The organism is Pseudonocardia petroleophila, assembly GCF_014235185.1.
Classification (GTDB): Bacteria; Actinomycetota; Actinomycetes; order Mycobacteriales; family Pseudonocardiaceae; genus Pseudonocardia; species Pseudonocardia petroleophila.
Window position 1 is genome coordinate 1,435,423 of the sequence record NZ_CP060131.1, and the last position, 19,852, is coordinate 1,455,274.

Here is a 19,852-nt window from a genome sequence, read left to right on the forward strand (position 1 = left end):
CTCAACGAGGCATCGCTTCGTCATAGCTGTCCATGTCGGTGTACTCGTCGACGTCGGCGGTCTCGACGGCCTGGTCGTCGACATGCCAGCGGTCGAGTTCGGCGGCCCGGTGCTCGGTCTCCTCCCGCAGGTCGATGGCCCGGCGAGCGTTGATCTCGGCGAGCGCGCGAGTCGCATCCGCGTAGTCGTCGGCGGTCTCAGCCGGCGTCGGGATCCGGACAGTGTCTTCGTTTACCGCCGCGGGTTCGTGGGCTGCGACTTCGCGGATGTCAAGATCCGGTGCTTCCACCACCACGTCGTGAGCCGCGGCAACGATGTGGTCCGCGTCATTGTCGATCATGTCGGCCTCGGTGACGGCGCGGTGCTGGTCGTCCGCAACCGTCGCGTGGTGGTCAGCGGCGAGCCATTCGTCAGCGGTGACGAGCTGCTCGGGCTCGGTGTCGTCGATGTGGCGGCGGGTGAGCTCGGCTTCGCAGCGGCGTCCGTAGCCGAGGGTGCGGGCGTTGTCGGCGAGAAAGTGCGCGCGGGCGTCGTCGATGACCTGGAGCTTCTCCGCCTGCGCGTCGAGGGTCTCGGCGAGCGCGCGGGCTTGCGCGGCCTCGGCCTGCAGGCGCTCGCGCTCGGCGGGGTTGGCGTTGGCTGCGGCGGCGCGGAGCTCGGCGGTCTGGCGGTGCGTGGCCGCGGCGTGGCGGGTTCCGGCGAGTTCGTTGCCGACGTAGCGCGGCGCCCATGCCTCCTCCCGGTGCGCGGCGCGGATCCACATCCGGAGCTGGCCGTCGGTCATCTCCAGCTCTTCGCGCTCGATCTCCGGGCGGCCCAGAGTCCGCCAAGCGGCGCGGTAGGCGGCGTACTGCTCGACCTGCCCCGGCTTCGGGGCGGGGCCGAGCGCGTCGACGGGGTCGTCGTGGCCGCGCATCTCCCGGTACGCGGCGACCAGGCCGGCGCGGCGTTCCCAGTCCGCGCGGGCGTCGCTGTCGGTGGGCGCGGCTCCGATGGCGCTGGTGAGCCAGTCGGGCGCGGCGTCGGCCAGTTCGGCGCCGAGCTGGTCGGCGCGCTGGTCGGCTGTCTCGGCGAGCGCGGCAAGATAGCGGCGCCACTCGGGGTTGTCGACGCGGGGCGTCCAGCTGGTGAACGAGTCTCCGACCGGGTCGAGCTGGTCGGCGTGCTCGGTGCGGATGCGGCTGTAGATCGCGTTGGACGCGTTGCGCACCCCGTCGAAGGGGCGTTCGGCGATCGCGTCGTGCAGCACCTGGCGCGGGTCGTGCCCGGCGAGTTCGGTGCGACGCAGGATCCGGGTCAGCGTGGCGGCGCCGTCCTCGGCGGCGATGCGCGATCGCTCGGCCGGGTCGAGGACGCCGTCCTGGGCGAGCTGGTCGAGCCAGGTCGCGGTCCGTTCCGTCGCGGCGAGCTGGGCGGCGTCGGCGAGAAGATCGGCGGCGGTCCGGGTGCTGGCGGCGTCGGTGGCGGCCTGGGTGGCGGTGGCGAGCGCGGACCGGTTGGCCGCGTCCGCAGCGTCGGTGCTGCCGAGTACTTGGGCGAGGACGGCGACGGGGTCGCGGTGCAGCGTGTGGGCGTCGCTGCCCTGCGCGGCGTCGTCGACCGCGGCGAGGGTGACGACGTAGGCGGTGTTGGTGTCGCGGCCGCGGGTCATCGGCACCAGGAGCCCGGCCGGGCTGGTCCGTGGGGTGGCCACGGTGTGGCTGGTGTCGACCGACGCGCCCTGGGCGGCGTTCTTCGTCGAGGCGTATCCCAGCGCCAGGTGCTCGGCGACGTAGCGGGCGGGGAGCACCATCCGTTCGCCCAGGACGTCGCCGGCCGCGGTCCGGCCGCGGACAACGGCGACCTCGAGGGCGCCGTCGTCGCGCACGGCGTGGACCCGGTAGCGCTCGCGGGTGATCGCGGGGCGGGTGTTGCCCTCCACTCCCTGCACGGTCCAGTCCAGGGTGCGGGCCTCGACGAGATCGCCGACCCCGGCGTAGGTGCCCTGCAGCCCGAGCCGCACACCGTGTTCGGCGACCTGGCCGAGCCGGACGAGTTCGGCGCGGACCTCCGCGGACAGGCGCGCGGCCTGTTCGTTGGTGTCGACGATGAGCAGCGACTGCCTACCGGCGAGGGTGTCGCCGAGCCAGCCGCGGACCGCTGCCTGCTCGGCCTGCTCGACGGTTCCGGCGTCGAGCAGCCGGCCCTGCTTGTGGTACTCGCGCAGCACGGTCTCATCACCCGCGCGCAGCCGCAGCGACGCGTCGCGCTCCCAGGCGTGGGTGAACCGGCGGGCCTCGGCGAGTTCGTAGCTGGCGCCGGACTGTGCGATGAGGTCCATCCCGCCGCCGGCCCCGACGGCGGCGAGCTGGCGGTGGTCCCCGACCAGCAGCAGCTTCGCTCCGGCCGCGTCCACATGGCTGTGGATGGCGGCGAGCGCGGCGGTGTCGGTCATCGCGGACTCGTCGACGACCACGAGGTCCCCGCCGTGCAGCCGCCACGCCTGATCGCCGTCGACGGGACGCGACCCGCCCGAGCCCGGGCTGGCGGCGAGACGACGCTGCGCACCGAGCCAGGCGGCGACGTTGCTCGCGGTCACCCCTTCGGACTTCAGGACCTCGGTCGCGATCTGCGAGGTCGCCAGGCCGAACACCCGCCGCGGCGTCTCCCCGCCGGTGTGGGCGGGGTCGGTCCAGCCGCGGGCAATCGCACCCACGACGAACGACTTCCCGGTCCCGGGCGGCCCGATCAGGGTCTCGACCCGCGCACCGGAAGTCAGCACGCCACGGACGGCGGCGGCCTGGTCGACCCCCAGTTCGATCCCCGACTCGGCCAGCTCCCCGATGAACCGTTGCGCCCGGTCGTATGGCAGCGCCGTCCCACCGCCCACGGTGGTGGCGGCGACCAGCGCGCGTTCGGTGCGGACCTGATCGGGGGTGGCGTAGAGCATCGCGCCCGGCGCTTGATAGACGCTGGAGCCGTTGTCGAGGCGCAGCTCGGCGGGGAGGTGCTCGTCCCCGGGACGGCTACCGTCGAGCACGATGGCGTACTTCAGGGCCTCGTCGGTCAGCGTGTCGACCAGCCGGCCGACGTCGGCGCCGTCGGTGATCCCGAGGTAGTCGGGCAGCGCGGCGTTGATCGCCCCGCTGAGATCTCCCCGGTGCCAGCCCGCCTTGCGGGACTGGATATCCGCGAGCGCGGTCTCGATCACCCCCTGTGGTGACCACTCCATCGGCGCCGGCCTGTTCTCCCGGGCGGCGAGCACGGCATCGGCGACGCCGGCCAGCCCTCCGTCGATGTCTGCGCGCACGCGCTCGTCGATGCGGTCGAGCAGCTGCTCGCGGGTCTCCCCAGTGTGCGACTTCGACCGCCGGGTCAGCAGCGTGGCCTGCTGCGCGATCCGGTCGCGCTCCAGCCCGTTCGGGGCTCGCCCGTACCGGTCCTCGAACGCGCTGATCAGCTCGTCGGCCTTCGCGGTCAGCGTCCGCCTGCGGGTCGAGATCAGGTCCATCGCCTCCTGCGCGACGCCGACGATCTCGCGGGCCTTCCCGTCCGGGCGGGTCGCCAGCACCACCCCGAGCGCATGCGTCAGCCGCTCCTCGGTGGTCCGCTCCGCGACCGCGGCGCCCGCGCGCTGAAACTTGAACAGCGCCCGCGAATCGATCGTGCGCCACTTGCCGTCCGGGCCCGGCACCCGGTTGAGGACGGCGTTGTGGATGTGCAGGTGCGGATCGTGGTCGCGGCTGTCGTGCTGGAAGAACGACGCCACCGTCCACTCGTGCGCATCGGCCCACCGCCCCGCCGCGCCGCCGTGCTTCCCGATCCGCGTGTAGCCGGCCTTCTCCGCCATGTAGGCGAGACCAGCGTTGTTGCCCGCCCAGATCGCGTCCTCCACAGCCACCCGACAACGGGCCCACGCCTGCGCGGTCTCCTCGTCCCCGGCCCGCCGCGCCGCCACCTCCTTCGCTTCGAAGGCGGTGTGTACGAGCGTCACGCTCTTCTGCAGGTTGAACGTGATGTCGTAGAACGCCACGTTGTGCCGGGCGGACTTGCCCGCTTGAACACGCAGTTCAGCGCGCCGTTCAGCGCTCGCACCGGGCTCCTGTTCAGTCGCCGCGGCGTACAGGTCGTCCTCGCTGGCGTACTTGCGACCGGTGTGGCCGAGGGTCGCCACCTGGTCCCACATCTTCGAATCCTTGAACCCGGGATCGCGCGGGTCGAGGAAGCCCTCGTACAGCGCACGCATGTCCTGCGCATCGACGATCCCGGACAGGCCCAACCGCTCCGCACCGGCACCCCACCAACGCCCCGGAGGCTCCCCTTCCGAGACGGCACCGGTGTAGTAGTTCTCCCGGCCGGTCGCCACCTCCCGCAGCAGGTAGTCCGGCGAGTAGCCGGACGCGATGCTCATCACCACGGGGACCACCGCCCCGCCGCAACGATCTTGAAAGTCGCGACAGCAAGATCAACCGCGCAGAGCGTCGGTTGTGGCCGGCCGGAGGCCGGCCCGGACCCGTCGATCAGGATGCCAAGGTGTGCTGCAATTGATCTTCTGGTTCTTGGGTCTCGTTCTCGGTCCTCGTTCGTCTGTCTGGCGTCGTGCTGGGTCTCGGTGTTCGTGTTCGGCTGGTTGGTGGTGTTCGGGCTGCTGGTGCGGCTCATGTCGGTCATGGCTGGGTCGCCTTCTCGATGGTCGGGTCGTCCTCGTGCTCGCTCGGTTCGGGCTGCTCGGTGCTGCGGGCGATCAGGTGCAGCGGGGTCGGCTGGGCTCGGAGGTGCTTGAGGGCGGTGGAGGCGGTTCCTCGGGAGACCTCGGCGGCCGCTTCCAGCTCGGTGACCGTCGGGAGGGCGCCGTGTCGGTGGGCGTGCCGCATCGCGGCCGCCCGCGCCCGCTCCCGGGCCGGAGCGACGGACTGCTGTTCAACCGGTGCCGGGGCGAGCGCCGGTCGGCCCGCGGGGGCGGTGACCTCGGATGGACGTTGAACGGCGGAGGGCGGCGCGGGTTGAACAGCGTGGGCAGTGACCTCTTGAACAGGGTGTGGGTCGCGTTGAACGGAAGCCGAGTCGAACGGCTCCGGCTGAACACCGCCGGCGGCCGGACCGTCCGCGTTGCCCGGGGCAGGGCGTTCGTCGGCGGCCAGGAGGTAGAGCAGGTGCGCCACGATCGCGGCGGCGATCGCCGGCCACGCGCCGACCCCGAACCGCACCGCCGCCGACGCCTCGACCGCCGACCCGGACGCCAGGAACACGGCCTGTGCGAGCCCGGACAGACCGGCGGCAAGCACGACCACCGACCACGCGTAGCGGGCCGCCGATCCCGACAGACGCGCGGTGGCGGCGTAGGCGACCAGAGCGAGCCCGTCGGTGATGAGCGGGTAAAGCCAGGCGATCGCGGCCGGGACCCGGGCGGCGTGCGCGACTTCGTAGAGGCCGTGCGCGGTCGCCACCGCGGCGCCCAGTGCCACGGCGAGCCCGGGCAGCCAGATCACGGCCCGGAGCACCCGGGCACCCGGCTCGCTGCTGCTGGTCATCGGTGGGGCCCTCCGTTCAGAGCCGCCCCGATCGGCGACGCGGACGGTTCCGGCGCGGGGTCATCGCGCCGGGTGGCCCACCACTCGGCGATTGCGGCGATGGCGTCGAGGCCGGGGACCGCGGCAGCACCGGTCGGGCGCTGGTCCCAGTCCGCGCGGGTCTGATGCCGCTCGATCGAGCACGACCCCGCCGACGACCGGATCCGCCGGACGACGCCGGGGCGTTGGCGGTCATGCCAGTCCCCGGCGAGCTGCACGGACGCACCCTTGCCCTGGTAGGCGGCGCACCAGGCGTGCATGAGCCACAGCAGTTCCTCGACCACGTCGGGGTGGTAGAGCCAGCACTCCGGCAGCGCCGTGACGCCGTCGGGGTAGCGGAGGAAGATCCTGTGCAGCCAGGCGCACAACTCGCTGAGCGCCCGCTCGACCACCGTCTCGTCGGCCGGAAGCAGCAGCCAGGACGGGGCCGGCGTCGCGGCCGGCCGCCTGGTCATCGCGGCGACGGAGTCGGCGAGCTGCCCGACCAACCGCCCCAGGTCGTTGACTCGTCCGCTGACCTCGCGCAGCGGATCGACCGCACGGCGTAGATCGTCGAGATCGCGAGCGAGTCCGGCGAGAGCGTCGGCGCGGGCGAACTCGGCGTCATAGTTCGTGCCGGTCATGGCAGACCCGGCCCGTCGTCCATGGCGGAGCGCGACCCACGCGGCTTCTGGTGCACGTCGTCCACATCGAGGGTGTCGGCCGTGTCGTCGGTGTGCCAGCGGACAAGCTGCTCGCGGCGCACAGGGTCGTCCTCGACGATCTGCCCGCGCAGTTCGGTCGCCAGGTGGCCGTCGGCGATGCGGGCGATCAGTGCGTCCTTGTCGGCCAGGAACGCCGCCTGCTCCCGCGAATCCACGGCCCGACCGAGGGTGGACAGTTCACGCAGTCGGCGGGTCAGGGCGGCGATCTCGGCGGCCGACGGACTGGCGCTGTCCGGCCGATCGCTGGGGTGGGCGGTCACAGGGCACCTCCGGGGGTGTGGGTGTGGGTGCGGCCGTTGCTGGTGTGCGCGGCCTGGACGGGCAGCTCGACCGTCGGTGCGTCGAGGTCGACCGGGACGTCGTGCGTGCTGGTGGGGGTCAGGTGGTCCCGGATCCGGCGCCAGGCCCGCACGATGGACGCGCAGATGGCGCGGCAGCACCCGCCGACGAGGGCGCCGATCCACCGCAGCGCAGCGACGGCGGGGCCGGTCAGACGCGACCACCAGCGATGCGCCGTCGCAGCCCAGCGCGCGAGCCAGGCGGCGAGCGCGGGGTGCGCGATCTGAAACGCGCGCCAGCGGACGTCGCGGCGATTCCACGCCATCTGCACTCGCCCGATCACCGGGGCCAGACCGCGGCGGATCAACATCACCCGCCCTGACGGGAGGTTCGCCAGCTGCGCCGCCGGGAGCACCGGCACCCGCCGCGTCGTCCGGGACGCGACCCGGCCGTGCATGTCGGTGGTCAGCGTCGGCTCGTCACGGTCCCCGGCCAGGGTCGACCAGAACTGCAGGTCGTCACGGTCGCGGGTACCGCCGAACACCATCACCGCACCGCAGTTGTTCAGGATCGTGGCGGTGTTGTGCTCGCCCCACCGGGCCAACAGCTGGGCGCGGGACTGGAACGCGGCGATGATCGTCACCCCGCGCCCGCCCATGTCCGCGGTCCAGGACTCCAACGGGACCGGGGAGATCAGCGCCGCCTCGTCCAGCGCCAACGTCAGGTTCGGGTCCAGCCGACCCTTCGGCGCGACCGCGGCCAGCGCGCGGGCCTCGCGAGCGATGTGCCCGGTCAGCGCACACACCAACGGCCCTGTCTGGGTCTCCTCCCCGCCGAGCAGGAACACCGTCGCCCGCTCGGCGAGCAGCCGCTCGACGTCGAACCCGCCCCCGGCACCGGCCTTCGCCGAGCGTTCGGCGTCGGGATGGTTGAGCCACCCCAGCGCCGGTGCGACGGTCGAGGTGATCGACGTCCGCGTGTTCGTGTTCGTGCCCAGGAACTGGGCCAGGTCCTGCTCGAACGCCTGGACGGTCGAGCGGCGCAGCAGCGGCGGGACCTCCCGGGCGGCGTCGTCGACGTCGGCCACCCAGCGGCCCACGTCCTGGATGGACTTCCTGCCAAGCGCGGCGGCGTGCAGCAGCCCGGCCAGGACGCGGCGGGCGTGGCCGTTCCAGAACTCCCGGTCCCCACCCCCGCCCGCCCGGGACACCGCGGCGATCAGATCGCTGGCCCTTTCAGCGGCGGTCACCGGATCCGTGCACCCGGTCAGAGGGTCGAATGTGATGGTCGAGGCGAACGCCTTCCCGCCGAGCCCGACCGGGTTGAACACGTACACCGGTCCACGCTGCGCACGTAGTGGCGCGCACAGCTCGTAGAGATCGGTGCGAGTGGAGGTGACCAGGACGGCGCCGGGGGCGTCGAGGATCCGGCCGGCCAGCCATCCGGTCTTACCGGTGCGGGGTCCGCCGAAGATCATGACGACGTCCTCGATCGGCGACCACACCGTGAGCCATCCCGTACGGCACAGCTCGATCGCAACCTCGACCGCGGGCAGTCGCCATCGCGCCCACCGGCCCAGCTCGGCCAGGGATGGGCGGACGGTCGCGGCCCGTTGGCGCATGGCGCGGGCGGAGGCGTGACGCAGGATGTCGAAGGTGGAGGCGACGCCGGCCTTGCGCCGGGACTGGCTGGACCAGCGGGTCACCAACGCAGCCGAGCGGGATAGGTGATGCCACCCCACCGCCGCGCCGACCACGCCGGCGATCAGGTACCCCCACCACGGGAGCTGCCGCAGCAGCGCCCACGCCGGGAACCCGGCGAGCAGGATGCAGAGCAGGGCGTAGGCGTACGAGCCGCGCCGCCACAGCACCGCAGCCGCGATCCCCAGCACCACCAGGAGTAGGAGCAGGTTCATCGGTCTGCCCCCACCGCGTGGGCGACCGCTGTGGCAACTGCACGAGCGTTACCCGGGCCCATCGCCCGGAACCGGAACCGGTCCGTCCCGACGGTGATCGCCAGGTCGAGCACCGCGAGCTCCGTCGACGACGCGGTGTCGAACCGGCCGTTGTCGAAGGCGATACGCGCGGCCCGGAAGTCGATCCACCACCCGCCGTCCGGGCTGTGATTCACACACGCCGCCACGAACTCCGTCCGCCGCGGCCACACCTCGTGGGCCAGTAGCAACCACACCGCGGCCTGCACGTGCGGGTCGTGACCGTCGATCCACCGGTGCAACCCGGCCACCACCGCGGCGGGGCCGCCGATCGCGCGTACCTGGCGGGTCATCGGGACACCTCGCCCTCGGCGCGGCCGGCGGCCGGGTCGTCCTCGACGCCGATGTGGCTGATCGCGCTCCAGAACCGGTTCGCCACGTCCAACGCGCATCCGGCCGCGATCGCCAGCTGGTCGAGATCACAACGGGCATCGATCAGGCGCTCCCGCGGGTCCTCCCGCCACCGGTCCACCCCGCGCGCGTCGTCGTAGACCCGCTTCCCGGGCGGCTGCCGGTCGGCGTAGCTGCACACCGGGTCGGCAAGCAGCCGGGCCAGCGACTCGATCGCGGCGAACGTGTCGACCAGGTGCCCCGCCAGGTTGTAGAAGTCCGCGTGATCGGGCGCTGCGCCACGCTGCGCGTGCACCACCGCCCGCCACGCCTGCGCCCCGCTCTTGGCGCGCTGGACCGCCTCGGGGCGGTCGTCGGGCTCGTGATTGGTCCGGGTACTCATCTAGAATCAAGCCCTTCCGCTCGTGTCCCTGCCTGGGTTGCTGTGTGGGAGATCTGGAGGGGAGCCCGGTGGCCGCCGGTGCTTCCCTCCCCTAGTTGGGTCGAGGTCGTGGGATAGATGGCGCGAGCCCAGCGGCCCGCCGTACGGGCGGAGACCAGGAACTCCCCCGCCGCGTCGGGCACCGACATGCCGGCCGCGATCGCGGCCCGTCCGACTTCGGCGATCTCGGCGCGCGTCGCGTTCACCGGCCGCTGCGGGGTCCGTGGCCGTGGGAGCCGGCCCTGCTGACGACCACGCCGCTGGGCGAGCTCGTGGCGGCGCTCGTGCTCGGTCATCCCGCCCGCGATGCCGTCCGGCTGGTGAGTCAGCGCCCAGGTCAGGCACTGCTCCCGGACCGGGCAACCGACGCATACGGTCTTGGCGAGCGACACCTGCGCCTCGAGCTCCGGACCGGCCACCGCGGCCGGGAAGAAGATCTCCGCATCGACCGACCGGCACGCCGCGCGGTGTCGGAAGTCCTCCGGCCGCACGTGGCCGCCGACCGGCTCGCGTCGGGTCGTCCTTGTCGCAGGGGCGCTCATCCCACGGCTCCCGAACCCTCGGTCAGCGGCTCGGAGGCGGCGCCGACCGTGGACAAGAAGTCCGCGACCATGCCGGGCAGACCGGCGCCGGCCGGGGTGCCGATGAATAGCACCAAGGCCAGCAGCGCGAACACGATCGCCCCGCCCGCGACCCGCGCCTTCGCGCAGATCGCCGCGCCGACGATCGCGAAGAAGATCAGCAGTCCGACGGCACCCATCACGCCACCCCGCCCGGAAGCTCCACGTTCGCCGCAGCGACGCGACCAAGCGCGGCGATCTGGTCGTGACGCCACTGTTCGGTCCAGGCGCCCAGGTCGACGCAGCGGCCCGTGACGAGTACGTCGTCGACGAGCCGGTCCAGCACGGCCCCGGGCACGACGTAGCGCCCGCCGATCTTGAGCCCGGGGAACGTCCCGTTGCGGAGATGTCGGTACAGCGTCGACTCGTCGAGCCGGAGAATTTCGGCGGTCTCGGCCGCCGTGTAGAAGGACGGCCGCTTGACGGCCGGCTGATCGGTTCGGTTGTTGCTCACTGCACGCTCCTCGGGTTGTCCTGCCACTCCTGCGTCTCGGTGCCCGTGCATCTCGCCATCTCGCGCTCTGCCAGTTTCACACTCAGTTTGAGCGTCGATTGATAGTTCGTCAACAGAGTTCTACGCGCGACCTACGCGCGGCTTCGCGCTCTAGCTACTCTCGGCAGACCTCGACCCGGGAGAGCACATGAGCCAAGACTGGCCGGCTGTCGGCGCGGCGATCCGCGCCCGGCTGGACGACCGCGGCATGACGATGACGGAGCTGGCCACGCGCTCCGGCGTCTCGCTTACGACGGTCCGCGAACTGGTGCACGTGCTCAACGAGCGGCGACGGCAGCCACGCACGCTGGCGTCGCTGTCGAGCGCACTCGACTGGCCCGCCGATCACCTCGGCGCAGTTCTCCGCGGACGCTCCACGGACGACATCCCTACCGACGACCTGGCCGCGATCCGCCGCGACCTCCGTGACCTGCGTCACCGCGTCGAGGTGCTGGAGCGCGAGAACGGCACTCCCTCGTAGCTGTGGCATCTCTCGCCTCCTGTCGTTTCGGGCGCCGAGGCTGTCCTGCACAGGGACCAGCCTGGATGTCCGGAACCGCCTCCAACAGGGCGCAGTAGGGGGCACACTTGCGCACAGGGCGCAGGTCAGGGAGGTGATCGGTCGTGCCGACGAACGAACGCCTCGTCGCACTCATGACCGAAGCCGGCTTCCTCGACGGCCGCGGTGAGGTCGGCCGGAAGAAGTTCGCGCGGGCAGTCAATGACTCCCCGGCCGGGCGCGCCGCAGGGAAGCGGTTCAATCACACCTACGTCAGTCGCTGGCTGTCCGGCGTCTCCCCCCGGGACGACGCGACCCGCGACGCGATCCGAGAGGCCCTCGCCGTTCGGCTCGGCCGGCGTATCTCGCCCGACGAGCTTGGGTTCCGGTCGATGCTCTCCGTCTCGCCCGACGTCGGGCTCGCCTACCCCTACCGACCTGACGACGGCGTGAACAGCGTCGCCGAACTGCTCGAAGCCGATCTCGCGGGAACCGCCGCTCTCAGCAACGCGCCGGCCAACGTCGGGGCCTGGCACGACGCCTCGATGGCGTGGCTGGTGGATGCACAACAGAGGCTCGGCTCGGGCTCGAGCCCGAAGAAGGTCGGCGCGTCCGACGTCGAGCGGTTACGCACGATGCGATCAACGTTCGACCGCATCGACAGCACCTTCGGCGGCGCCCACGCGCGCAACGCCCTCGTGCAGTACCTCCGCGGCGAGCTTCCCCAGCTCCTACGCGCACAGGGCACCGCCGACGTCCGCGCATCCCTCTTCTCCGCAGCCGGCGAGTCGACGCAGCTGGCCGCGTGGATGTCGTACGACGCCGGACACCACGGACTCGCACAGCGCTACTTCATCCAGGCCCTCGGGTTTGCCGACGCTGGAGAGGACCGACTGCTTGCGGCGAGCATCCTCGACGCGATGAGCCACCAGGCCAGCTTCCTCGGCCGGTACCGGGAAGCCGCGAACATGGCCCGCGCGGCACGACTCGGGACGGAATCAACCGGCGTCGCGATCCTGACGTCGCACTTCTACGCGATGGAGGCGCGCGCACTCGCGCGACTCGGCGACGCAACGGCGTGCGACCGGGCGATGGGCGCCGCGATTGACCACTTCGAACGGCACACCCCGGGCGAGGGGCCTGCGTGGCTCGACTACTTCGACGACGCCGAGCTTGCAGCAGAGCTGGGCCACTGTCACCGCGACCTCGGCCGGCCGGATCGGGCGATCGAGTTCGCAAGGCGCGCCCTGAACTCGGCGTCCGGTGACTACGTCCGGAGTGACTTCTTCGTAGCGATGGTTCTCGCTGACGCGCACCTCGACCGCGGCGACGTCGACGAGGGATGCCAGATTGCCGCGCAAGCGTTCGCCGTCGGCGAAGGTCTGGAGTCGGCGCGCTGCCACAGCTACGTGACCGAGTTCCGAGAGCGGCTGGCGCGGCATGGGCGAGCGCCCAGCGTTCGAGAGTTCGCCGCCAGCGTTCGAGACACGCGTATGTGGTCACGAAGTGAGCGGTCACTGCGGTAGAAGTGTTCCGCAACCTAACTGACGTGGCCCCCAGCTGCCTTGACCTCTTCCGTCATCAAAGGCGCGCTTGGCGCGTCGCCAGCCCGAAGCCGCCTTGCCACTCCACTGACGGCGGGACCGGGCCGATGTGTGCGAAGCTGCCCTGACGGTGGAGATGCATGGCGAGGGGCTTCGTCTGTCGATGTCGTGAAGTCACGATGCGGTCATACTTTTCGACAGTCAGCCCATCTGTAGATGGCCGGGCGTTGTGCTGCCTAGACATTCGAGTACGAGGGGCGGCACATGACATAGCGATCAGCATCCCCAACTAAAAAGATCGCATCTCACGATGGCCTCGCAATTAACTCACAGGCTCCCGAATCCAGAAGGGGTACGTTGCGCCTACACCGAGACCTGCAATCCTCACGCCGATTTTACAGCACTCCTAGGAGGCAGATATGAGCTCGCGAAAGATGGGCCGCGAGCTCATCCAATACTGGCCTCTGGCCGCAACGCTCCCAATCGTTGGAATCCTTCACGCCATACTGGTTGCGGTCAACGATACATGGAGCGCCAAAGACTGGGCCAGCAACATAGTCTTCGCATACGTAGTCACAGTCGCGACCGTAATTCTCGCGAATCGCCAAGCGCGAACGCAAAGGTCTGCGGCCGCATCCGTCACACTTCTAGAGAAGCGGAGCACAGTTGCAGAATTGCTAGGCTTGTTCTCAGCAGATCTTCGCGCAGGTACAGCGAGTCAGATCATGATTGAGATGCGAGCAGGCGCCAGCGCATACGGGTCCGCTGAGAAATCCTCTCGAACGAACTACCTCAAGTTTGTGGCGCACGCAGCTAGTGACGTGCACAGGTCTTTGACGGAGTCAGTACGAGCGTACACAGTATGGGAAACTGACGACTGGAACAACCTGGTCGTTGAAGTTCAGGAACTTAAGGATGAGATAGAGTCGGCGGTGCAGCGCAACGACGACCAAAGCTTGAACACCTACCCCCAACTACAGGGTCGACTGAATGAGCTTCTAGCTGTACCGCCGGTCGAGTCGGTGATCCCCTTCGAGATCTTCAGGGCGTCGTACGAGAATGGCGACGTTTACAACCGAATTCAGGTGGGGCTTAAATGGCAAGTTCTGGCTGAGCAGATTCAGCAAGGCGCCAAGATTACCGTCCACCGAGCGTTCTCTGTGAAGTGGTTCGAGGAGAACACGGTTCTGTCAGTGTGGTGCGCAGCGCCCGACGGCGGTCCGTCGGATTCGGCGGCGCCTGGTGCAAAACCGGTCGAATTTGACGACACCAGGGCGTATATGGCGGCACTCGAAGCGAACTCGACCTTTCGGGTGGGCGAGATGGCAAGTGCGCTCGGACAGAAGCCTGGTGGCAAAATTCAAACGACAGTTCTCGTTACTCTAGAGCTCGGGCCCAATAGACTGCTAGTCCTTGATGGAAACCACCGAGCCGCAGCCATTCGTAGAGGGAGAGGCGACGGGCGCCCCCTTGAGGTGCAAATTGTCGAATGTAGGATAACGGGAGCCAGCCTCGACGAGCAGATGCTCCCTGATCTACGACTACACCCACCCGCAAGTTGATGCCGAGCCGAGCGTGAGCCCTACCCTTTAGCGTCTCTGATCTTCGCGTTTACTAAGGCGCCGTCGCAGAAGCGCGTCACCTATCACCCGGGGACTGGCGGCGAAGTCACGGCGTGACAGGCAGCGGTCGAAGGTCTCTACGTATCTCAGCTACACGTTCCGACACCCGTGACAATGTCCGGAGAAACGGATTCAGAATCTCAAGCTGACCACCTCCGAAGTGCTAGTATGCGCTCCAATCATGCCTACTTGAGCCCGTGCGAATCGCCGATACCCTTTTCAGGGCCTCCGCTGCGGTACTGGTCGAGTCTCCCGCCTTTCTGCACAGCCACGTTGTCATGGCAATCTCACGCATATCAGCTAGTTCGCCGTAGTAGGACCAGCGCATCAGATCGTATCCGTAGACGTTCACGAATTCCATGTACTCGTCGCGGGTGTGCCATCCGAGCCGATCGTAGAACAATGCAGTCTGGATTAGGTCCCATTCGCGCGGACCAGTAGAAAAGCCGTCTAGGTCGATCAGAACCGCGCGGCCCTTGTCGTCGAGTAGGACGTTGCCCACATTGGCATCGCCGTGCACGACACCGGAGGGGAGCACGAACGGGAGGCACGGGAACCGCAAACGTGCCCATTCGAGCCTCTCGAGGAGGAACTGCGCATCGTGCTTCGGGATCGCTGCAAGGTCCGGAAACGGGTCGCCCGGCGCTCCCAACGGTTGAAGTGCCGGCAGAGCCAAGGTTGGCGGCACTTCGAGATCGTGAAGCCAGCGCGTCAACCTCGCGACCTCGTGGATCGGGGCGTAGCGGGTCTCCGGGGCGATCGACTCCCAGAACGTCACAACCCGGCCCTCGGCGTCGACGGGCTGCTCGATGTCGAGCGCGCGCGTCGCGGGGTAGTCGATATCCCGCAACCAGCGGGCGACGTCGATCTGCTTCTGCGCGTTCTCGCGGTGCGCCACCGACGGTGCCACCCGCGCAATGGTCGCCGCGTTCACCCGGAACACCGCGTTGGAGCCGATGCGAATCAGCTCGGCGTCGCTGTAAGGGAGCCCGACCTGTTGACACGCACGCGTCAACGCCCGACGGGCCGTGGTCTCCGTGAGCGCCTCGCTGGAGCTGGTCGCGAGTTCGGCCATTTCGGCGCTGTCCCCACCTTCGGCTCGACCGGGAAGCGATCGTGCCTCAGGGTACGCGCGGACCGTGCCGAGTCGCCGGGCCTACGAACGGTCGACCGGCCGAAGGACGGGCATCCGACCCCCGATGACGCCGGCTGCCGCGGAGTCGGCCGAGCCGACCCATGCGGCGTAGTGGCGCAACGTCGTCGTGCCGTCGCCATGCCCGAGCCGGCCGGCCACGGTGCGCAGATCCACGCCCGCGGTGAGCAGCTCCGTCGCGGAGTAGTGCCGCAGCTCCTTGAGCATCGTGTCGATGCCGAGCTTGGCTACGAGGCGCCCGTAGCGGCGCGTGAGCGACGCCGGGTCACGCGGGCTGCTCAGGTCCGGCTTCGCCGAGAACACCCACGTGCGGTCCGTCAGGGAAATGCCGAGCAGCGCGAGCCGGCCCGCGCAGTCCTCCCGGTGCTGGCGGAGCAGCTCGACGGTCGGAGCGTCGATCGACACCCGCCGCATCTGGTGCGACTTCGTGTCCTTGAGGACCATGCCGTCATTCGTGCGGACGTAGTTCTCGTCCAACCGCACGACCCCGGCGGCCAGGTCGACGTCCTCCCATTGCAGAGCGACCACCTCGCCTCGACGCGCGCCGAGCACCGCAGAGAGCCAGACGTAGAGACCCCACTCGGCCGACGAAGACCAGGCGGCCTCCACGATCCGGGCCATCTGCTCGCTCGTCGGCGGGCGCGGCTGCGGGCGTGGTTTAGCCGGCGGCCGGACCGACGGCATCGGATTGAAGCTGATCCAGCCCCACCGCACGGCGGCGCTGCATGAGCCGGACAGGATGGCGTGGATCGACCGGACGCTCGACGCGGCATAGGGCTTGCAGACATGCACCTTGCAGCCGGCGGCCGCGCAGTCGTGCGACCCCTTCTCGACGTGGCGCTCGATGAACGGCTTGCCGCTGCACAACGCCCGGCATTTCCGGAGCCGGCTGTAGAGCGTCTCCAGTCGTTGCGAAGCGTCCCGCACGAACAGGACCAGTGGGACGTCTCCGAGTGCGGGAACGATGTACATCCGGATCTGCGACTCGTAGGTCATGCGCGTCGTCGCGTCGATCTCGTGCTGCGCCATCCAGCGCTCCAGCAGCGCACCGACCGTCGCCTTCGTCCGCGCGACTTTCAATGCGTCGGCGTCAGCGAGCAGCTTCGTCCGGAGCTTCTCCGCTTCCCGGTAGGCGGCGCGCTCGGCGCGGTCGCCCTGGCCCTCGATCTCGACGCTGTCGACGAGCACGATCCGCTCGCCGGTCGAGGGGTCCTCGCCGGCCGAGACCCGAACCTCGTAGCAGCGCGCGCGGCGTCGGATGCTGCCGCGCTGGCGCGACACCGGCGCGTCCGATCGGGTGGTCACGAGCGGAAGCTAGCAGCGTTCGTGGACCGGGCCGTGGACCGAGATCAACTACTCGATCCAGGAAATGATCTAGCCCTGACCGTTCATGCTGGTCAGGGCCAGTGCGACGATGGTGCGCCCGAAGGGATTCGAACCCCTAACCTTCTGATCCGTAGTCAGATGCTCTATCCGTTGAGCTACGGGCGCATGTCGTGCTGATCTTCAGTTGTGAACCTCGGCAGCCTAACAGGCCACGTCGGAGCGGAGGCTCCGGGATTTGAACCCGGGATGGGGGGTTACCCCAAACCGCATTAGCAGTGCGGCGCCATAGACCAGACTAGGCGAAGCCTCCCGAAGCCGTACCTGGGCAACCTTACTAGATCCCCCCGCGCCCGTTCACGACCCCCCGGGCGCGAGCGCGAGGAAGGGGGCCAGCGCGTCGGGGTTCTGCAGCGCCCCCCTGCTCACGGCCTTGTCCGGGGCGATGCCGGCGAGGATCTTCTTGACCGGCACCTCGCACTTCTTGCCGTTGAGCGTGCGCGGGATCGCGTCGACGAGGACGAACCGGTCGGGGACGTGCCGCGGCGATAGCTCGGTGCGCAGGGCCTTGCGCAGGTCGGGCTCGACGTCCTCCAGCGCGGCCCCGGGGGCGAGCACGAGGAAGCAGAGCAGGGCGCCCTCGTCCTTCGCGCCGAGCTCCGTGGTGTCGATGACCAGGGCGTCGGCGACGGACTCGAACCCCTCCACGACGGCGTAGAAGTCGGCGGTGCCCATGCGGACGCCGCCGCGGTTGAGGGTGGAGTCGCTGCGGCCGTAGATGACGTAGGAGCCGCGCGGGGTGTGGCGGACCCAGTCGCCGTGGCGCCACACGCCGGGGAACTCGTCGAAGTAGGCCTCGCGCAGCCGCGATCCGTCGGGGTCGTTCCAGAACATCACCGGCATCGACGGCGTGGGCTGCGTGATCACCAGCTCGCCCACCTCGTCGACGAGCTCCCGCCCCTTCTCGTCGTAGGCGACGACGGCCGCACCCAGCGCGGCGCAGGAGATCTCGCCCATCCACACGGGCACGTTCGGGGCCGAGCCGACGAAGGCGGCGCACACGTCGGTGCCGCCGGAGACCGAGCAGATCTGGATGTGCTCGCCGACCGCGTCGCCGACCCAGCGGAACCCGTCCTCCGACAGCGGCGCGCCCGTCGACCCGATGGCGCGCAGGCCGGAGAGGTCGAACTGGTCGCGCGGGCGCAGGCCGGCCTTGAGGGAGGCCTGGATGTAGGGCGCCGACACCCCGAAGTAGGTGACGCCGTGCCGCTCGGCCAGCGCCCAGAGCGCGCCGAGGTCGGGGTGGCCGGGGTTGCCGTCGTAGAGCACCACGGTGGAGCCGACGAGCAGGCCGCCGATGAGCAGGTTCCACATCATCCAGCCGGTGGTGGTGAACCAGAAGAACCGCTCACCCGGCCCGAGCTCCATCTGCAGCCCGAGCGCCTTCACGTGCTCGAGCACGATGCCCCCGTGGCCGTGCACGATGCCCTTGGGCAGGCCGGTGGTGCCGGAGGAGTAGAGCACCCACAGCGGGTGGTCGAACGGCACCGGCTCGAACTCCAGCGGCGCGTGCTCCGCGGTGAACTCCTCCCACGGCACGGTGCCGTCGAGTGTCTCCCCGAGGTAGGGGATGAGCACCGTCTCGCGGACGGTCGTGAGCTGCTCCTGCAGCGCCGTGACCGTCTTCCGGACGTCGTAGCGCTTGCCCCCGTAGACGTAGCCGTCGACGGCGACGAGCACGACCGGCTCGATCTGCGCGAAGCGGTCGTGCACGGCGCGGGCGCCGAAGTCGGGCGAGCACGAGGACCAGATCGCGCCGAGGCTCGCGGCGGCCAGGAACGCGACCAGCGTCTCCACGGAGTTCGGGGCCAGCGCGACGACCCGGTCCCCGACCCCGACGCCCGCCCGCACCAGACCGGCGCGGGCCCGGCCGACGGCGTCGCGCAGCTCGGCGTGGGTGACGGTGCGCTCCAGGCCGTCCTCGCGGGCGAACAGGACGGCGACGTCGTCGTCCTCGCGGCCGGGACCGGGCGTCAGCGCGTGCTCGGCGTAGTTCAGCGTCGAGCCGGGGAACCACTGGGCCCCGGGCATCTCGCGCGAGCCGAGCACCGCCGTCGGCTGCGTCCGGAACCGCACGCCGAGGAACTCCGCGACCGCCGACCAGAACCCGTCGAGGTCCTCGGTGGACCAGCGCTGCAGCGCGGCGTAGTCGGACGCCTCGACGCCCCGGTGCTCGCGCACCCACGCGGTGAACGCGGCGAGCGGACCGGAGTGGTCGGGGTCGGGAGCCCACAGGACGGCGGGGGTCTCGGACATGGCGCCAGCATGCAATCCGCAGCGGCCGCGCGCCAGGGAGGAGCGCACACATCACCGCCGGCCGGCATGTGGCGCGGACCCGCTCCTGATCATGTGGCTGCGCGGGCCGGTGATCGAGAGCCGGTCGGCCTCCGCGGGCCGGATCGGCGGACTCGCCGGGCCAGGTCGGCAAACTCGCCGGGCCGGATCGGCGGACTCGCCGGGGCGGGTCGGCGAACTCGCCGGGGCGGGTCGGGCCGTCAGCGCAGGTGGCTGTCGAACCAGTTCAGCGTGCGCTGCCAGGCGTCGGCGGCGGAGTCGGGGTCGGCGTCGAACCGGTAGCCCGTGCGCGGGTAGACCACCAGGTCGGTGGCCTGCTCCGACTTCGCGGCCGCGTCGCGCAGCTGCTCGATCTCCGGGTCGCGCTCCCCGGCGGTGTCCTCGCCGTAGATGCCCAGCCACGGGCAGGTGAGCCCGGGGGCCGCGTCGACGAGCGCGGGGAGGCCGCTGGAGGGCGTCTCCACGATCCCCTCCCCCGCGACGGTGACGGCCGCGCCCAGCGTCCGCTTCGCCGCCACGAGGAGCGCGACGGAGCCGCCGAGGTCGAACCCGATCACGCCCATCCGGTCGGAGGTGATGTCGTGGTCGGCGAGCCAGCCGAACGCGGTATCGGTGTCGGCCATGACCTGTTCGCCCTCGAGGCGGTCGACCTGCTGCTGCACCTGGCCGTCGTCGCCGTCGACCTCGTCGGCGCCGTCGCGGTGGTACAGATGGGGGGCAACGGTGAGCCATCCGTCCGCGGCCAGGCCGCTGACCAGGCCTCTCACGGTATCGGTGACGCCGCGCGCCTCGTGGAGCACGACGATCCCCCCGCGGACCGAGCTGACCGGCTCGGCGACGGTGAGCCGCAACGCGCTTCCGTCGACCAGGGGAACGGTCTCCGTGCGGATGTCGGTCATGGCTCTAGCCTGGCACGACGCGTCCGATCGGACCGGACCGGGCGGCT

Annotated in this window: 18 protein-coding genes and 2 tRNA genes; 3 read left to right on the plus strand and 17 right to left on the minus strand. The window is 70.2% G+C overall.

The genetic code is table 11. The features are described from left to right. Window position 1 precedes the first annotated feature (1 nt). From mobF to H6H00_RS07260, 11 genes are read right to left on the minus strand one after another with little or no spacing between them, the layout of a single operon-like run. The gene (gene mobF, locus H6H00_RS07210; RefSeq protein WP_185722230.1) at window positions 2-4,390 is read right to left on the minus strand and encodes a MobF family relaxase; all 4,389 of its coding nucleotides are present in this window, start codon (window positions 4,388-4,390) and stop codon (window positions 2-4) included. Then, a complete protein-coding gene (locus H6H00_RS07215) occupies window positions 4,390-4,650 on the minus strand; it encodes a hypothetical protein (RefSeq protein WP_185720547.1) in 261 nt (86 codons plus the stop codon). The genes mobF and H6H00_RS07215 overlap by 1 nt, the downstream gene beginning before the upstream one ends. Further along, a complete protein-coding gene (locus H6H00_RS07220) occupies window positions 4,647-5,510 on the minus strand; it encodes a hypothetical protein (protein WP_185720548.1) in 864 nt (287 codons plus the stop codon). Before H6H00_RS07220 ends, H6H00_RS07215 begins: the two co-directional genes overlap by 4 nt. Continuing rightward, window positions 5,507-6,172, minus strand: a complete 666-nt coding sequence (locus H6H00_RS07225; protein WP_185720549.1) for a hypothetical protein — start codon at window positions 6,170-6,172, stop codon at window positions 5,507-5,509. The genes H6H00_RS07220 and H6H00_RS07225 overlap by 4 nt, the downstream gene beginning before the upstream one ends. Then, window positions 6,169-6,513 (minus strand): hypothetical protein, encoded by a 345-nt coding sequence (locus H6H00_RS07230; RefSeq protein ID WP_185720550.1) that lies wholly within the window; start codon window positions 6,511-6,513, stop codon window positions 6,169-6,171. Before H6H00_RS07230 ends, H6H00_RS07225 begins: the two co-directional genes overlap by 4 nt. After that, window positions 6,510-8,447: a type IV secretory system conjugative DNA transfer family protein gene (locus H6H00_RS07235; RefSeq protein WP_185720551.1), complete on the minus strand. Its 1,938-nt coding sequence runs from the start codon at window positions 8,445-8,447 to the stop codon at window positions 6,510-6,512. The genes H6H00_RS07230 and H6H00_RS07235 overlap by 4 nt, the downstream gene beginning before the upstream one ends. Next, the gene (locus H6H00_RS07240; protein WP_185720552.1) at window positions 8,444-8,818 is read right to left on the minus strand and encodes a hypothetical protein; all 375 of its coding nucleotides are present in this window, start codon (window positions 8,816-8,818) and stop codon (window positions 8,444-8,446) included. Before H6H00_RS07240 ends, H6H00_RS07235 begins: the two co-directional genes overlap by 4 nt. Further along, the gene (locus H6H00_RS07245) at window positions 8,815-9,258 is read right to left on the minus strand and encodes a hypothetical protein (protein ID WP_185720553.1); all 444 of its coding nucleotides are present in this window, start codon (window positions 9,256-9,258) and stop codon (window positions 8,815-8,817) included. Before H6H00_RS07245 ends, H6H00_RS07240 begins: the two co-directional genes overlap by 4 nt. Beyond that, window positions 9,255-9,839: a WhiB family transcriptional regulator gene (locus tag H6H00_RS32960; RefSeq protein ID WP_185720554.1), complete on the minus strand. Its 585-nt coding sequence runs from the start codon at window positions 9,837-9,839 to the stop codon at window positions 9,255-9,257. The genes H6H00_RS07245 and H6H00_RS32960 overlap by 4 nt, the downstream gene beginning before the upstream one ends. Continuing rightward, entirely contained in the window at window positions 9,836-10,057 is a 222-nt protein-coding gene (locus H6H00_RS07255) for a hypothetical protein (RefSeq protein ID WP_185720555.1), read from the minus strand. Before H6H00_RS07255 ends, H6H00_RS32960 begins: the two co-directional genes overlap by 4 nt. Next, entirely contained in the window at window positions 10,057-10,371 is a 315-nt protein-coding gene (locus tag H6H00_RS07260) for a helix-turn-helix domain-containing protein (protein WP_221775820.1), read from the minus strand. The genes H6H00_RS07255 and H6H00_RS07260 overlap by 1 nt, the downstream gene beginning before the upstream one ends. Before the next feature lie 187 nt (window positions 10,372-10,558). Between H6H00_RS07260 and H6H00_RS07265 the strand changes: the two genes are divergently transcribed. The 3 genes from H6H00_RS07265 (at window position 10,559) to H6H00_RS07275 (ending at window position 14,015) form a co-directional block, all read left to right on the plus strand. Beyond that, a complete protein-coding gene (locus tag H6H00_RS07265; protein WP_141282605.1) occupies window positions 10,559-10,891 on the plus strand; it encodes a helix-turn-helix domain-containing protein in 333 nt (110 codons plus the stop codon). A gap of 143 nt (window positions 10,892-11,034) precedes the next feature. Then, complete coding sequence (locus H6H00_RS07270; RefSeq protein ID WP_185720557.1) at window positions 11,035-12,435, plus strand: NsdA family TPR-like regulatory protein; 1,401 nt, start codon at window positions 11,035-11,037, stop codon at window positions 12,433-12,435. A gap of 437 nt (window positions 12,436-12,872) precedes the next feature. Continuing rightward, window positions 12,873-14,015, plus strand: a complete 1,143-nt coding sequence (locus H6H00_RS07275) for a hypothetical protein (protein WP_185720558.1) — start codon at window positions 12,873-12,875, stop codon at window positions 14,013-14,015. A gap of 223 nt (window positions 14,016-14,238) precedes the next feature. Here the strand turns inward: H6H00_RS07275 and H6H00_RS07280 are convergent, their stop codons facing one another. From H6H00_RS07280 to H6H00_RS07305, 6 genes are all read right to left on the minus strand, one after another. Continuing rightward, complete coding sequence (locus tag H6H00_RS07280) at window positions 14,239-15,150, minus strand: aminoglycoside phosphotransferase family protein (RefSeq protein WP_185720559.1); 912 nt, start codon at window positions 15,148-15,150, stop codon at window positions 14,239-14,241. A gap of 81 nt (window positions 15,151-15,231) precedes the next feature. Next, window positions 15,232-16,533, minus strand: coding sequence for a site-specific integrase (locus tag H6H00_RS07285; protein WP_185720560.1), 1,302 nt, complete (start codon window positions 16,531-16,533; stop codon window positions 15,232-15,234). A 110-nt stretch (window positions 16,534-16,643) separates the two neighbouring features. Further along, a tRNA-Arg gene (locus H6H00_RS07290) sits at window positions 16,644-16,719 on the minus strand. A 55-nt stretch (window positions 16,720-16,774) separates the two neighbouring features. Beyond that, a tRNA-Ser gene (locus H6H00_RS07295) sits at window positions 16,775-16,864 on the minus strand. Window positions 16,865-16,908: 44 nt separating this feature from the next. After that, on the minus strand, window positions 16,909-18,867 hold the full coding sequence (locus tag H6H00_RS07300) for an acetoacetate--CoA ligase (RefSeq protein WP_185720561.1): 1,959 nt from the start codon (window positions 18,865-18,867) through the stop codon (window positions 16,909-16,911). 239 nt (window positions 18,868-19,106) lie between these two features. Further along, window positions 19,107-19,805 carry a dienelactone hydrolase family protein gene (locus H6H00_RS07305; RefSeq protein ID WP_185720562.1) on the minus strand — a complete coding sequence of 233 codons (699 nt, stop codon included), beginning with the start codon at window positions 19,803-19,805 and terminating at the stop codon, window positions 19,107-19,109. Window positions 19,806-19,852 lie beyond the last annotated feature (47 nt).

Excerpts from the sequence above, each read along its gene's own strand:
- H6H00_RS07265 (WP_141282605.1), top strand. The coding sequence starts at position 10,559 with ATGAGCCAAGACTGGCCGGCTGTCGGCGCGGCGATCCGCGCCCGGCTG.
- H6H00_RS07255 (WP_185720555.1), bottom strand. The coding sequence starts at position 10,057 with ATGGGTGCCGTCGGACTGCTGATCTTCTTCGCGATCGTCGGCGCGGCG.
- H6H00_RS07305 (WP_185720562.1), bottom strand. The coding sequence starts at position 19,805 with ATGACCGACATCCGCACGGAGACCGTTCCCCTGGTCGACGGAAGCGCG.
- H6H00_RS07215 (WP_185720547.1), bottom strand. The coding sequence starts at position 4,650 with ATGACCGACATGAGCCGCACCAGCAGCCCGAACACCACCAACCAGCCG.
- H6H00_RS07220 (WP_185720548.1), bottom strand. The coding sequence starts at position 5,510 with ATGACCAGCAGCAGCGAGCCGGGTGCCCGGGTGCTCCGGGCCGTGATC.
- H6H00_RS07240 (WP_185720552.1), bottom strand. The coding sequence starts at position 8,818 with ATGACCCGCCAGGTACGCGCGATCGGCGGCCCCGCCGCGGTGGTGGCC.
- H6H00_RS32960 (WP_185720554.1), bottom strand. The coding sequence starts at position 9,839 with ATGAGCGCCCCTGCGACAAGGACGACCCGACGCGAGCCGGTCGGCGGC.
- mobF (WP_185722230.1), bottom strand. The coding sequence starts at position 4,390 with ATGAGCATCGCGTCCGGCTACTCGCCGGACTACCTGCTGCGGGAGGTG.
- H6H00_RS07280 (WP_185720559.1), bottom strand. The coding sequence starts at position 15,150 with ATGGCCGAACTCGCGACCAGCTCCAGCGAGGCGCTCACGGAGACCACG.
- H6H00_RS07245 (WP_185720553.1), bottom strand. The coding sequence starts at position 9,258 with ATGAGTACCCGGACCAATCACGAGCCCGACGACCGCCCCGAGGCGGTC.
- H6H00_RS07225 (WP_185720549.1), bottom strand. The coding sequence starts at position 6,172 with ATGACCGGCACGAACTATGACGCCGAGTTCGCCCGCGCCGACGCTCTC.
- H6H00_RS07300 (WP_185720561.1), bottom strand. The coding sequence starts at position 18,867 with ATGTCCGAGACCCCCGCCGTCCTGTGGGCTCCCGACCCCGACCACTCC.
- H6H00_RS07235 (WP_185720551.1), bottom strand. The coding sequence starts at position 8,447 with ATGAACCTGCTCCTACTCCTGGTGGTGCTGGGGATCGCGGCTGCGGTG.
- H6H00_RS07275 (WP_185720558.1), top strand. The coding sequence starts at position 12,873 with ATGAGCTCGCGAAAGATGGGCCGCGAGCTCATCCAATACTGGCCTCTG.